The following is a 13,761-nucleotide window of genomic DNA, read 5'->3' as shown; positions in this document are numbered from 1 at the left end:
AACTTCGGAGTCATTCCTGTGGACAGTTATAGTCGTCGATTTTTCGACATGTCACAGGCAAGGTAATCCGCACGACATATCGTGCCGCTACCATGCCTGTCTGGCGGGTAGTGCACCTGCCGGATCTGCTGATCCGGCCCACGCTTCCCCATCATTTCAATTCGCCTGTCGCCGCTGCGGCACAGGCACGCTCCTGCGCCACCGGCGCGGGAACCGGGAGTCTGTATGCGTCGTATCTTTTCTCGTTCCAAATTTTTCACTGGCTGCGCTGTGCTGCCCCTGCTGACCGGCTATGCCTATGCCGACGAAGCAAGCACAGCGGAAGACTGGAATGCCCACCTGCAATCCACGTATACCTGGCAGAACAAGCACGCGTTTGCGGCCGCCTATTCCGGCACCAACAGCCTGAGCACCAGCCGCGAACTCAGCTACTCATGGACCACCACGCTGGCACTGGGCTGGCGCCCCTGGCAGGGCGGCGAACTGTATGTCAATCCGGAGGCGGCCCAGGGCATCCCCCTGTCCGGCCTGACGGGGCTGGGCGGCTTCAGCAATGGCGACATGGGGCGCGCTTCCGGCAGCAACCTCAAGCTGTACCGCGCCCGCTTGTTCCTGCGCCAGAGCTGGCAGCAGGACGGCGAGACGGAAGCGCTGGAATCGGCCGCCAACCAGCTGGCCGGCACGCAAAGCCGGCGCCGCTGGGTACTCACGGCCGGCAATCTGAGCGTGCTCGATGTGTTCGATCCGAATAGCTATGCCCATGATCCGCGCACCCAGTTCCTCAACTGGTCGCTGATGACTTATGGTGCCTACGACTATGCGGCCGATGCGCGCGGCTATACCTGGGGCGCCACGCTGGAACGCTATTTCGACAACTGGGTGCTGCGTGCGGGCCGCTTTATCGAGCCGCGCCAGCCCAACCAGCAAGCGCTAGATCCGAAAATCTGGCAGCACTATGGCGACCAGATCGAACTCGAACATGCGCACACGCTGGCGGGCCAGCCCGGCCGTGTCCGCGTGCTGGCCTTTAACAGCCATCTGCGCATGGCGCGTTTTGAAGATGCCACGCAGCTGGCCAGCCGCACGGGCAGCACGCCGGAAATCGGGCTGGTACGCCATGGCGACCAGCACAAGCGGGGACTGGGCATCAGTGTCGAGCAGGCCGTCGGCGCGGATCTGGGTCTGTTCGGCCGCTACAGCAAGGCCGACGGCCAGACTGAAACCTATGCTTTCACGGAAATCGATCAATCGCTGACGGCCGGCGCCGTGCTGCGCGGCACGGCATGGCAGCGGGCTCAGGACAGCATAGGCGTAGCCGTGGCCAGCAATGGCCTGTCCGGTGCGCGCCGGGCCTATCTGGCCGCAGGCGGCATCAGCTTCTTCATCGGCGACGGCGCCCTGCAATACCGGCAGGAACAGGCCGTGGAAGCCTATTACAACCTGGCCCTGAACAAGTCGCTGGCGCTCACGCTGGACTGGCAGCGCATCCGTCATCCGGCCTACAATGCCGCACGCGGGCCCGTCGATATCGCTTCCCTACGTCTGCATACGGAATTCTGAGGCATAAAAAAAACCTGCCAGCGTGATGCTGGCAGGTTTTTTACAGACAGTGCAATGCAGGCTTAAGCGCGGCGACGACGGGCGACGACGCCCAGCATGGCCAGACCACCGAGCAGCATGGCATAGGTTTCTGGCTCTGGTACCGGTGCCAGCGTATTCACGCTGAAGCTCTGGTAAGCGTCGCCAGCTTTGGCGAACTGCACCTGCTGGTTACCGTCGCAGCAACCTTCCAGGCCATAGATGGTCAGGGTGTGGTTGCCAGCCGACAGGGCGGCACCGGACACCTGGAAGAACTGGCTGCTGTTGCTGTAGCTACCGCCCCACCACATATCGTTCTTCTTGATGTCCACCACTTGACCGTCGAGGAAGACGGCACCACCGTTACCGAAGTCCACACCGGCGCGGAACGAATAGGTGCCAGCGCTGGTCAGGCCGAAATCGATGGTCGATTTGAAAGCGATATTGCTGGTGCCGGCGTGGAAAATGCCGTTGTTCGAGACGTTGTCGTACGAGGACAACACTAGCGAATGGGCACCCGGGGCGGAAACTGCGGCATTGACTATATCGGCATAGGCCTGCGCCGTGCTTTGAATACCGGCGGTGGAAGTACCGGTCTGGAAAGTGATGACGGCTGCGTTGGCGCTACCGATAGCGGCGAGAGCCAGTGCCAGAGCGGCGAATTTGAAGTTTTTCATGGTATCCCTGTTTTATGAGTTGTCGTTTCAGCTTGGATTCGCCAGCATTAGTTACCACAAGAAACCTAGCGCATCACTTTCTCTAAAGTAATAATATATTCCCAAGAGAATTAAATGAATGTTATCTTGGGAAATAATTATTGTCAAGGATAAATTTTTAACTTATCTGACCTGGAGCCGACACCGAAAGTGCTTGAAACCGCTCGCAAGCTGTATGACACTAGACTGCCAGGCCCTGTATTCCCTGCCCTACGGACCGAGCTGAGGTGAGACCATGGACATCCCTATCCTGATCCGCAAGCGCGACGGCAGCCGCTACGGCGTGACCGTGCCCGACATCCCCGGCTGCGTTACCAGCGGCGAAACCTTGGGCAAAGCCATGAGCAATGCCACCAAAGCCATCTACGGCCACGTCGGCCAGCTAGTCGAACAGGGCAAAGCCTTCGAAATCAAACCCTCGGAAGTGGAACGTCTGTCCAGCCAGCCCGATTACGCGGGCGGCATCTGGGCGCTGGTCTGCCTCGACCTGTCCAAACTCGACGATCCACCGGAAACCTGAAACACTGCTTGCCCTTCCCACCGTGGTAAGGGCTACAGTATGATCATCGTCACCGCTAACGGAGAATTACGATGTATCAATTACAGGTAGAAAATATGAGCTGCAGCCACTGCGTGGGTGCTGTCACCAAAGCCGTACAGGCCGTCGATGCCGCAGCCCGCGTCGAGATCGATCTGGCCAGCAAACAAGTCCGCATCGACAGCAGCACGGCGCTGCCGGCCCTGACGGCTGCCATCGTGCAGGCCGGCTACCCCGTCAGCGCCGCCAGCTAGTAGCAACCGGCCCGGCACGGGCTCAGGCAGGCGCGGTTATAATCAACGGTCACAATTCCACTTTAACCGTTGCAACCCGCCTGCCGGGTGCCCACTCATGCCTCCCGTACCTGCTCTTGATCTCCCCCTGATACTGATGGTTGCCACGGCCGGTTTTCTGGCCGGCGTACAGAACGCCCTTGCCGGTGGCGGCTCCTTCATCACCTTCCCTGCCCTGCTGCTGGCCGGCCTGAACCCGCTGGCAGCGAATATGACTTCCACCATTGCCCTGTTCCCCAGCCAGATCACTTCCGGCTATACGGGGCGCAAACTGGTGGCCGATGTGGGCCCGCTGACGTTCCGCCAGATGCTGATCATCAGCGCCATCGGCGGCCTGTTCGGCGCCATCCTGCTGCTCAACACTCCGCCCTCGTTCTTTGCCCGGCTGGTGCCCTGGCTGGTGCTGTTTGCCACCAGCGTATTCGCCTGGGGCAGCTTCCGCAAAAAACCGCTGCACGCGGCCAGCAGCATGCCGCGCTGGACCCTGATTCTGGTGCAGAGCTGCATCGCGGTGTATGGCGGCTATTTCGGCGGCGGCATCGGTTTCCTGATGCTGGCCGCGCTGACCATCGCCGGCCAGCAGGTGCGTGCCGCAGCTGCCACCAAGAATGTGCTGGCCATGGCCATGAATGCGGCCGCCGCAGCCATCTTCGCCAGCTCCTCGCTGATCAGCTGGCCAGCCGCGCTGGCGCTGTGCGCGGGCGGCATCGCCGGCGGCTTTGTCGGCGGCTGGCTGATCCACCGCCTGCCGGAAAAAGTCATGCGCGCCTTTGTGGTGCTGGTCGGTGCCAGCCTGACCGTATGGATGTTCATGCGCGCCTGAGCTAGCGGCCAGTCTAGCGGGCCGGCCTCACTCGCGCTCGATAAGCCGGATGGCGGCTTCCAGCACCTCGTCGCGCTGGTCGCGCAAGCCCGCGACCGTCGGGCTGACCACGATATCGGGCACGATGCCGATACGCTGGGTAGGCCGTTTGTCGGGATAAAACACGCCGATACCACTGATCATGGTTTTTAAGCCGCCGGGCAAGACCAGCGCCGACACATTCCCATCCGCCCCCGCCGTCATACTGCCCAGCACCAGCGCGCGGGGACTCGCACGCAAAGCCATCGCCGTATATTCGGACTGGCTTTGCGAGCGCTCATCGACCAGAATCACCACCTTGCCCCCGTAATGGGGGGCTTGCGGCTGGAGCATCAGCTGCTGGCTCCACTTGAATCCGCCCGGATTGGCCAGATCGGCGATGGTGAAGCGCACAAACGGAGTGGGCTGTTCGACCAGATACTGGCCCAGCGCAAACGGCACAAAGTCCGAGGGATAGTTGCGGATATCGATGATCAGCCCCTTGGTGTGCGCGGCACGCTCCATATAGGCCGGCACATCGCTGCGCTGGATCGAGGATAGCTTGATGTAGGCGATCTTGTCGTTAATCAGCTGGAAGGTGTCGCCCGGTTTGTCGTGCGTGACCTTGCTACTTGGGCCGCTTTCCGGGATACGTGCCACGGCCAGCTGGCGCAAGGTGCCTTCGCGCCGGATCGCCAGCTGCGCACTGCCACACTCGCCCCGGGTCAGGCCGGCAGCGACGTCGCGCAGACGCGCCGCCTGATTCGACGCGGCATAATAGGGTTGCAGCGTAACCAGCAACTGCGCCAGCGGTACGCCATCGAGCTCGGTCAGAATATCGCCGCGCTGCAGGCCACTGGCCATGCCTTCTGCCGCGCTGGTGTAGCCGCTGACCACAGCCTGGCCCTGCACAAAGCGCAGCCGCACGGGCAAGGCGCAGGCGCCCACAGGTGGGCGCAGGTGCAGCGAACTCGACAAATTACTGTGGCTGTCATGAACCTGAGCGATCACAGCCATCAGCGCCAGTTCATAGCGGTTACGATCGGGTGCCAGCGCCAGCGGCGCTATCGATGCACGCAAGACCTGATCCCAGTCGGCGCCGACCTGATCGCGGTAAGGCGCCCAGTATTCGATCACATTCCAGAACCGGAACAGGGCCAGCAGCTGGTAGCCGCTATCGGGAAACTTCAGGTCCGCATAAGCGGCTTCCTGCGCGAATACCGGATTGCCGACCAAGGGCGTCAGCGTCACATAAAACTGCCTGGCGTGACGCGCGCGGTTACGGTAGACGGCCTGCAAATCATCGCGCAGCCCGGCACTCAGCAGCTGGCCATCCTCTAGCCATGCCAGACTGGGCAGGAGCTGGTACTGTGCCGGCTCCAGCGTGGCGCAATCCTGACACGCCGGCACCGGGCCCAGGCGGCTGATCCAGCCATGCAGCACATGGTCTGCGCTGGCGCGGTCGGGCGCCGCCAGCACTGACGGCAAAATGTCCAGCAATGCCTGGTCCCACTGCTGCTGGCCACTGGTGACGGCAGGATGGTGATACTTCAAAAAGCCCCAGACCTTGCCCGTGACCGCAAGATTCTCTATCTGCGTCGAACTGAGCTGGGTCAGCGCCATGGCCGGAGCGCGCTTCAGTTCAGCCTGCGCCGGAGCAAGGACGGGCGGCTCCTGGGCCCGGACTGTTTGCATTGCACACAGCCCGACCAGCAACAGCTGGAATATCATGGTTCGCATAGTTCTCGCTATCGTCAGGTTGCCGGCGCAGATGCCTGCGCCCGTTCAGCCGCAGGTACTCGCAGCAACATTGACTTTAGGATAACATTGGTGCGACCAGCAAAGCTCACTGTTTGTCACCGCCGCGCAAAAATCTCACGCTGGCCGGCACACCGGCCGTCCGGCCTAGTCAGCCAGTGACTGCAGAATGGCGCATTCCGGGCGCTGGTCGCCATGGCAGCAGCCGGCCAGCTGCTGCAGGCTGTCGCGCATCTCGGTCAGCTCGGCAATGCGCTGATTGAGTTCCGCCACATGGCCGAGCGCGATGCGTTTCACGTCGGCGCTGGCGCGGCTGGGGTCCTGCCACAGCGATAGCAGCTCGCGTATCTGCTCGAGCGAAAAACCCATGCTGCGGCCACGCTTGATGAAGCGCAGCGCATGCAGATCGCTGTCGGCATAGATGCGGTAGCCGGCCGCGCTGCGTTTGCCCGCCGGGATCAGGGCGATGCTCTCGTAATGGCGTATCATTTTTGCGCTGACGCCGGTAGCGGCAGCGGCCTGTCCGATATTCATGCGGGTCTCCAGCGGCGCAGCAACAGGGCATTGCTGATCACACTCACGGAACTGAGTGCCATCGCTGCCCCGGCCACCATGGGGTTGAGCAAGCCGAATGCGGCCAGCGGTATGCCCACCAGATTGTAGATAAATGCCCAGAACAGATTCTGCCGGATCTTGCGGTAAGTCAGGCGCGATATGCTGATGGCGGCTGCCACCAGCGCCGGATCGCCGCGCATCAGGGTAATGCCGGCTGCATGCATGGCCACGTCCGTGCCGCTGCCCATGGCGATGCCCACATCGGCCGCCGCCAGCGCCGGCGCGTCATTGATGCCGTCGCCGACCATGGCGATGCAGGCGCCCGGCTGCTGCAAGGCCGTGATGGCCGCCGCCTTATCACCGGGCAGCATGTTGGCGATGACCCGCGTCAGCCCCAGTTCGCGCCCGACTGCGTCGGCGCTGCCCTGATTGTCGCCCGTCAGCAAAATAGTTTCGACCTGCAGCGCATGCAGGGCCTGCAACGCAGCCTGCGCCTGCGGCTTGATGCGGTCGCCGAAGGCCAGCAGGCCCAGCAACTGCGGCGCCGGCGCCACACTGGCCAGCCAGGCGATGGTGCGGCCTGCACGCGCATGCGCTTCCGCTTCCGCCTGCAGCGGCTCGATAGACACGCCCTGCTCGCTCATCAGCCTGCTACTGCCCAGCAGCAGGCGCTGGCCCGCCACAGTGGCAGCCACCCCGCGCCCCGGCAGGGCCGACAGTTCGCTCGCCACCAGCGTGGCTTCCAGCCCCCGCGCGGCAGCGGCATCGAGCACGGCGCGGGCCAGCGCATGTTCGCTGCCGCGCTGGATGGCGGCGGCCGCACGCAGCAGGCCGTCCTGATCCTGATCGAGCGCATGCAGGGCCAGCAGGGCCGGCTTGCCTTCCGTCAGCGTGCCGGTCTTGTCGAACGCCACGCTGCTGATGCGGTGCGCCAGTTCGAGCGCCGTGGCATCCTTGATCAGGATGCCATAACGCGCCGCCACGCCTGTGCCGGCCATGATGGCGGCCGGCGTGGCCAGCCCCAGTGCGCACGGGCAGGCTATCACCAGCACGGCCACCGCATTGATCAGCGCATGTTCGAGTCCGGCGCCGGCCAGCAGCCAGCCGGCCAGCGTGAGCAGCGCCAGCAGCAGCACTACGGGCACGAAGATGGCGCTGATGCGGTCCACCAGCCGCTGTACGGGGGCTTTGGCACCTTGCGCATCCTCCACCAGCGCGATGATGCGCGCCAGCGTGCTCTGGGCGCCGACCGCCGTCACCTGCACCAGCAGCAAGCCTTCGCCGTTGATGGCGCCGCCCGTCACGCGCTGGCCCACGGCACGCGCCACCGGCAGGCTTTCGCCCGTGATCAGCGCCTCATCCACGTGGCTGGCGCCCTGCTGCACGATGCCGTCAACCGCGATGCGTTCGCCCGGCCGCACCACCACCAGATCACCCACCTGCACCGCATCGATGGCCAGTTCCACTTCCTGTCCGCCACGCTGCACCCGTGCCGTTTCGGGCCGCAGCGCCTGCAGGGCACGGATGGCCGAAGTGGTCTGGCGCTTGGCCCGCGCTTCCAGCCATTTGCCCAGCAAAATCAGGGTAATCACCACGGCCGACGCTTCGAAGTACAGATGCGGCATGGCGCTCTGCGCAGCCAGCAGCTGGTACACGCTCAGACCATAGGCAGCGCTGGTGCCCAGCGCCACCAGCAGATCCATATTGCCGCTGCGGTCTTTCACTGCGGCCCAGCCGGCGCGGTAGAAGCGCGCCCCTAGCCAGAACTGCACGGGCGTAGCCAGCAGCCATTGCAGGCGGCCATCGAGCATCCAGTGCAGCCCCGCCAGTTCCAGCAACATGGGCAACAGCAGCGGCAGCGAAAACACCGCGGCCAGCAGCACGGCCGTGCCACCGCCCGTCGCCAGCAGGGGCGCTTTATGGGGCGGCGCTGCCGGTGCGACGGCGTGATAGCCGGCCTGCTCGATAGCTTGCGCGAAGGCTTCGAAGGCCAGCGGCTTGAGCGAGCTGACGCGCGCCGTTTCCGTGGCCAGATTGACGCTGGCCGTGGCCACGTCGGGCATGGCAGCCAGCAGCCGCTCGACGCGGCCGGAGCAGGAGGCGCAGGTCATGCCCTCCACTTTGAAAGACAGGGTGTGCGCTGGAGTAGAGGTAGCAGGCATGATGATCTCGTGGGACAACTCGGTAACCATAGCATCGAGTATCCCACGATGGGAAGGTCAAGCGTGCTCTGGTGCGACATGATGCAATGCGACGAAGAAATAACGTACCCGCGATGCGCTCACTATCAAGAATGCATCTAGGTGCAAGCCGGTGTATAGAAAGAATGGGCTGGCGTCACAAATTAGTCGTTATCGTTGTCACTTTTTCCCTGTTATCGAAAAAAAAAGCTATCATCGCCCGCAGCGATCAGTAAAAAAAAACAGGGAAGAACACATGAAATTTACCTTCTGGGGAGTGCGGGGTTCCATCCCCTCGCCGGGGCCGCGCACCGCGCGCTACGGCGGCAACACTACCTGCATCGAAGTGCGCAGCGACAACAACACCCTGCTCATCCTCGATGGCGGCACCGGCATCTTCCCGCTGGCCCAGGCGCTGCTGCAGAACAAAACCGGCGCCATCCACGCGAATATTTTCATTACCCACAGTCACTGGGACCACATCCACGGCCTGCCCTTCTTCACCCCGCTGTTCGTCAAGGATAGCCGGGTCCGCCTGCATGGCGCCATCGATCCCGACACCGGCAATGGCATCGAACACGTGATGGGCGTGCAATTGCAAAATAGTTATTTCCCCGTCAGCGAAACCCAGATGGATGCCACCATCGAATACCAGAACCTGGCCGTCGCACAGCCTTACACGCTGGGCGATGCCGTGGTGCGCAATGTGGTGATGAACCATCCGGCCACGGATCTGGGTTACCGCATCGAGTCGGGCGGCAAGTCGCTGTTCTTTACGGGCGACCATGAACCGCTCTACAACATCTATCCGGCCGAACATAGCGAACATGCGGCCTATGCGCACTGGATGGCCGAGCGCAATGCCGCCATCGATGCCATGGTGCAGGGCGTCGATGCGCTGATTGCCGACTGCTCCTACACGCGGGAAGAATATCCGGCCAAACAGGGCTGGGGCCACGGCACCTTCGATACGGCGCTGGCCATGGCGCTGCGCTGCGGCGTCAAGGCGCTGTACTGCACCCACCACGAACCGACCCGCAGCGACGATGAACTGGAAGCCGTGTTTGCCGAAGTCATGGGCCGCTACGCCGACCAGCTGGGCGAACTGAAAGTCTTCCTCGCCTACGAAGGCATGACGGTCGAACTGCGCTGAGGCAGGGCCGCCCTCGCCCTCTATTGCAGGGTACAGATCACCAGTTCCGGATCGGCATTCAGGCGCACGGGGATGGTGCTGCAGCCCACGCCGCGCGTGACGATCAGATCGCCGTTGCCGGCCACCGCATAGCGGCCATGGTAGAGCTTGCGCGACAGCGGCCCCTTGGGCCACACCAGCGGCCGGCCATTGCGGCGCGCGATCTGTCCGCCATGGGTATGGCCGGCAAAAGCGATGTGGTAGCGCTGGCCCGACAGGGTCAGCAAGCCATCCGGCGCATGGACCAGAAAAATCCGCACTGCACCGGCACGGGCGAAGGTCATACGGGGATTCGGCTCGCCCGTCCACGGATCATCCATGCCGCACACGGACACCTGCTGGAACGGCGCCGCCAGCCCGACGGCACGGTTGACCAGCATCTGCACGCCGGCCGCCGCAAACATCGCGCCGATGTGACCGTCATCAGTGGCCAGATCGTGGTTGCCGAACACACCGAACTTGCCCAGCGGCGGCTGGCAGGCCGCCAGTCCTGCGCACAGCTGGGCTGCGTGATGGGCCGGGCCGGCCACATAGTCGCCGCCCAGCAGCAGCAGATCAGGCTGCTCCTGCTGCAAACGGGCAAACAGCTGTTCGAAGATAGCCGGATGAGTGGATGGCCCCGCATGCAGGTCGGAGGCAAAGGCGATTTTCAGCGGCCGCGCCAGCCGCTGCCGCGGTGGCAGGCTGACGTGGTGCGTGCTCACGCCCAGCCGGCCATGCAGGCCCAGCCGGTAGCTGACATGGCGCACCAGTCCGCCCAGCAGCAGCGCGTGGCGGCACGATTGCAGCAACTGCTTGCGGCGAGTGTAGAGTTTGCTTCGCGGGATGAACATCGGAAAAGAGACAGGTGCCGGCCAGCAGCCATGATAGAGCAAAGCTGGCGACACCGCAGCGGGCCTTAGCCCGCGTGTAGAGCTTGCCACCGGTTGCGGCAACGAACCGCTAGCGGGCGCCCGCTAGCAGGCCCCGCCAGCCGCCGGTGGCAGGCAATTACATGATGTGCTGACCGACCCACCATGCCAGCGCAGCCACGAAGGCCGATGCCGGAATGGTGAACACCCAGGCCCAGACGATGTTACCGGCTACGCCCCAGCGTACGGCCGACATCTTCTGCGACGAGCCCACACCGACGATGGCGCCGGTGATGGTATGGGTGGTCGACACCGGTACACCGAAGTGGCTGGCGATCAGCAGCGTGATGGCGCCGCCCGTTTCGGCACAGAAGCCGCCTACCGGTTTGAGCTTGGTGATTTTCTGGCCCATGGTCTTGACGATACGCCAGCCACCGAACAGGGTGCCGATCGAAATCGCCGTGTAGCAGGCTACCACCACCCACAGCGGTGGTTCGGTCGCATTGCTAGGCACCTGACCGACAGCGATCAGCAGCATCCAGATGATACCGATGGTCTTCTGCGCATCATTGCCGCCGTGGCCGAGGCTGTAGGAAGCGGCCGACACCAGCTGCAGGCGGCGGAACCAGCTATCCACCCGGCGCGGGGTGGAACGCACGAAGATCCACGACACCACCAGCATGATGATGGAACCGAATACGAAGCCCATCAGCGGCGACAGCACGATCCATTGCACGGTTTTCAGCAGGCCGCCGCCGACCAGCGCGCTGGTGCCGGACTTGGCCACGGCCGCGCCCACCAGACCGCCGATCAGGGCGTGCGAGGACGAGGAAGGAATGCCGTAGTACCAGGTGAACAGATTCCACACGATGGCGCCTACCAGCGCGCCGAAGATGACGTACTGGTCGACCACGCCGGGATCGATGGTGCCCTTGCCCACCGTGCCGGCCACGTGCAGGCCGACCACGAAGATCGCCGTGAAGTTGAACAGCGCGGCCATGGCCACGGCCGCCTGCGGTTTCAGCACGCCGGTAGACACCACGGTGGCAATCGCATTGGCGGCATCATGGAAGCCGTTCATAAAGTCGAACACCAGTGCCAGGGCAATCAGCAGGCCCAGCACATAGATGCTGATTTGTAGGGTATGCATATTGGACTATTCTTTTGTAGTTGTTATGCGTTATGCGTTTTCGACGATGATGCCTTCGATGATGTTGGCCACATCTTCGCAACGGTCAGTCACGGTTTCCAGAATTTCGTAGATCGCTTTCATCTTGATCAGGTTGCGCACGTCCGGTTCATCGCGGAACAGCTTGGACATGGCAGCGCGCATCACATGGTCGGCGTCCGATTCCAGACGGTCGATCTCTTCGCAGATGGCGACGATCTGTTTCGAGTTATCCATGTTGTGCAGCAGGGCTACGGCATCGCGCACTTTTTCCGAGCAGGCCAGTACCAGTTCGGCCAGACGCTTGGCTTCCGGCGTGACCGAATGCAGGTCGTACAGCGACACGGTCTGGGCCGCATCTTCCAGCAAGTCCAGAATGTCGTCCATCTTGGTGACCAGCTTGTGGATGTCGTCACGGTCGATAGGGGTGATGAAAGTCTTGTGCAACAGGTCTACCGTTGCGTAAGTGATTTTGTCAGCCTGCTTCTCGATGCTCTCGATCGCGTGCACGCGATTTTCCAGATCATCGAAATTGGACATCAGGCCCAGCATCTCTTTTGCACCTTTGACGCACAGGTCGGCGTGCTGGTTAAACAGGTCAAAAAATTTGCCCTCGGTGGGCATCAAACGTCCAAACATTTGTATTCTCCGTTCATTAAGTACTGCAGATCGTCGCCCCAGGGATACGGGGCGACGTAAAGATTAATCACCCTGATACAGGGCCAGGTTACCGACGTAATTACCAAACTTGGTGTACTGGCCGATCCAGGTCAGACGTACCGCGCCGATCGGGCCGTTACGCTGCTTACCGATAATGATCTCGGCCGTTCCCTTATCGGGCGAGTCGGGGTTGTAGACCTCGTCGCGATACAGGAAGATGATGACGTCCGCGTCCTGCTCGATAGCGCCGGATTCGCGCAAGTCGGACATGACGGGACGTTTATTGGGACGTTGCTCCAGCGAGCGGTTCAGCTGCGACAGTGCAATCACGGGGCACTGCAACTCTTTGGCCAAGCCTTTCAGGCTACGCGAAATTTCGGAAATTTCCGAAGCCCGGTTATCGCCCGGGGTGGAGCCCTGCATCAGCTGCAGGTAGTCGACGATGATCAGACCGAGCTTGCCGCACTGGCGCGACAGCCGGCGCGCACGGGCGCGCATCTCGATCGGATTCAAAGCCGGAGTTTCGTCGATGAACAACTGGGCGTCGTTCATCTTCTGGATAGCATGGGTCAGGCGTGGCCAGTCTTCGTCGAGCAGACGGCCGGTACGCAGACGGTGCTGGTCAAGCTGGCCGACCGAACCGAGCATACGCATGGCCAGCTGGGCGCCGCCCATCTCCATCGAGAACACGGCCACGGGCAGGCCCGCTTCGATCGCCACGTTTTCACCGATGTTGACGGAGAACGCCGTTTTACCCATGGAAGGACGACCGGCCACAATCACCAGATCGCCCGCCTGCAGACCCGACGTCATGCGGTCGAGATCGATAAAGCCGGTGGGGACGCCGGTGATTTCCGACTGGTTTTCGCGCGAGTACAGCTCGTCGATACGCTCGACCACCTGAGTCAGCAAAGGCTGCACGGCAGTCCAGCCGGCGGCGCCACGGGCGCCCTGCTCGGCAATCGCGAAAATCTTCGATTCCGCCTCGTCCAGCATCTGTTTGACTTCCTTGCCTTGCGGGCTGAAGGCCTGACCGGAAATTTCGTCGGCCACGGTAATCAGCTGGCGCAGAATGCTGCGGTCGCGCACGATTTCCGCATAGCGGCGGATATTCGCGGCCGACGGGGTATTCTGCGCCATCGCATTCAGGTAGGCCAGACCGCCCACGTCTTCCGCCTTGCCCAGCTGGGTCAGGTTTTCGAACACGGTGATCACGTCGGCCGGCTTGGACGCATTGATCATCTTGACGATCTGCTCGAAGATGATGCGGTGGTCGTAGCGATAGAAGTCTTCCGGATGCATCATATCCGCAATGCGGTCGAACGCGGCATTATCGCGCAGCAGACCGCCAATAACGGACTGTTCTGCTTCGATGGAATGCGGCGGGACGCGTAGCGAATCGACTTGCGGATCGGAGGGGGCGTTCATGGC

Annotated in this window: 13 protein-coding genes; 5 read left to right on the top strand and 8 right to left on the bottom strand. The window is 62.5% G+C overall.

What is annotated here, in order from left to right; genetic code table 11:
- Window positions 1-225: 225 nt before the first annotated feature.
- A complete protein-coding gene (locus GTP23_RS04880) occupies window positions 226-1,560 on the top strand; it encodes a carbohydrate porin (RefSeq protein WP_161034092.1) in 1,335 nt (444 codons plus the stop codon).
- A gap of 62 nt (window positions 1,561-1,622) precedes the next feature.
- Here GTP23_RS04880 and GTP23_RS04875 read toward each other — a convergent pair whose 3' ends face one another.
- Window positions 1,623-2,255, bottom strand: coding sequence for a CCXG family PEP-CTERM protein (locus GTP23_RS04875; protein ID WP_161034091.1), 633 nt, complete (start codon window positions 2,253-2,255; stop codon window positions 1,623-1,625).
- Window positions 2,256-2,529: 274 nt separating this feature from the next.
- Here GTP23_RS04875 and GTP23_RS04870 point away from each other — a divergent pair, with 274 nt between their 5' ends.
- The 3 genes from GTP23_RS04870 to GTP23_RS04860 all read left to right on the top strand — a co-directional run bounded on the left by GTP23_RS04870 (window position 2,530) and on the right by GTP23_RS04860 (window position 3,948).
- Window positions 2,530-2,814 carry a type II toxin-antitoxin system HicB family antitoxin gene (locus GTP23_RS04870; protein ID WP_161034090.1) on the top strand — a complete coding sequence of 95 codons (285 nt, stop codon included), beginning with the start codon at window positions 2,530-2,532 and terminating at the stop codon, window positions 2,812-2,814.
- Window positions 2,815-2,885: 71 nt separating this feature from the next.
- On the top strand, window positions 2,886-3,086 hold the full coding sequence (locus tag GTP23_RS04865) for a heavy-metal-associated domain-containing protein (RefSeq protein ID WP_161034089.1): 201 nt from the start codon (window positions 2,886-2,888) through the stop codon (window positions 3,084-3,086).
- 97 nt (window positions 3,087-3,183) lie between these two features.
- A complete protein-coding gene (locus GTP23_RS04860) occupies window positions 3,184-3,948 on the top strand; it encodes a sulfite exporter TauE/SafE family protein (protein WP_161034088.1) in 765 nt (254 codons plus the stop codon).
- 27 nt (window positions 3,949-3,975) lie between these two features.
- Here the strand turns inward: GTP23_RS04860 and GTP23_RS04855 are convergent, their stop codons facing one another.
- From GTP23_RS04855 to GTP23_RS04845, 3 genes are all read right to left on the bottom strand, one after another.
- Window positions 3,976-5,661, bottom strand: a complete 1,686-nt coding sequence (locus GTP23_RS04855; protein WP_161034087.1) for a S41 family peptidase — start codon at window positions 5,659-5,661, stop codon at window positions 3,976-3,978.
- 210 nt (window positions 5,662-5,871) lie between these two features.
- A complete protein-coding gene (cueR, locus tag GTP23_RS04850) occupies window positions 5,872-6,258 on the bottom strand; it encodes a Cu(I)-responsive transcriptional regulator (RefSeq protein WP_161034086.1) in 387 nt (128 codons plus the stop codon).
- The gene (locus GTP23_RS04845) at window positions 6,255-8,441 is read right to left on the bottom strand and encodes a heavy metal translocating P-type ATPase (RefSeq protein WP_308494789.1); all 2,187 of its coding nucleotides are present in this window, start codon (window positions 8,439-8,441) and stop codon (window positions 6,255-6,257) included. The genes cueR and GTP23_RS04845 overlap by 4 nt, the downstream gene beginning before the upstream one ends.
- Window positions 8,442-8,715: 274 nt before the next feature.
- Here GTP23_RS04845 and GTP23_RS04840 point away from each other — a divergent pair, with 274 nt between their 5' ends.
- Window positions 8,716-9,612: an MBL fold metallo-hydrolase gene (locus tag GTP23_RS04840; protein ID WP_161034085.1), complete on the top strand. Its 897-nt coding sequence runs from the start codon at window positions 8,716-8,718 to the stop codon at window positions 9,610-9,612.
- Window positions 9,613-9,632: 20 nt separating this feature from the next.
- Here GTP23_RS04840 and GTP23_RS04835 read toward each other — a convergent pair whose 3' ends face one another.
- The 4 genes from GTP23_RS04835 to GTP23_RS04820 form a co-directional block, all read right to left on the bottom strand.
- Window positions 9,633-10,484 (bottom strand): metallophosphoesterase, encoded by an 852-nt coding sequence (locus tag GTP23_RS04835; protein WP_161034084.1) that lies wholly within the window; start codon window positions 10,482-10,484, stop codon window positions 9,633-9,635.
- A 157-nt stretch (window positions 10,485-10,641) separates the two neighbouring features.
- Complete coding sequence (locus tag GTP23_RS04830; RefSeq protein WP_161034083.1) at window positions 10,642-11,652, bottom strand: inorganic phosphate transporter; 1,011 nt, start codon at window positions 11,650-11,652, stop codon at window positions 10,642-10,644.
- Between the two features lie 30 nt (window positions 11,653-11,682).
- Window positions 11,683-12,309 carry a DUF47 domain-containing protein gene (locus GTP23_RS04825; protein ID WP_155433399.1) on the bottom strand — a complete coding sequence of 209 codons (627 nt, stop codon included), beginning with the start codon at window positions 12,307-12,309 and terminating at the stop codon, window positions 11,683-11,685.
- A gap of 63 nt (window positions 12,310-12,372) precedes the next feature.
- A complete protein-coding gene (locus tag GTP23_RS04820) occupies window positions 12,373-13,758 on the bottom strand; it encodes a replicative DNA helicase (RefSeq protein WP_161034082.1) in 1,386 nt (461 codons plus the stop codon).
- Between the last annotated feature and the right edge of the window lie 3 nt (window positions 13,759-13,761).

The sequence above is a fragment of the Duganella fentianensis genome, from assembly GCF_009857835.1.
GTDB lineage: Bacteria > Pseudomonadota > Gammaproteobacteria > Burkholderiales > Burkholderiaceae_D > Rugamonas > Rugamonas fentianensis.
Note: the sequence above shows the minus strand (reverse complement) of the source record. Positions and strands in the feature narration are given on the sequence as shown.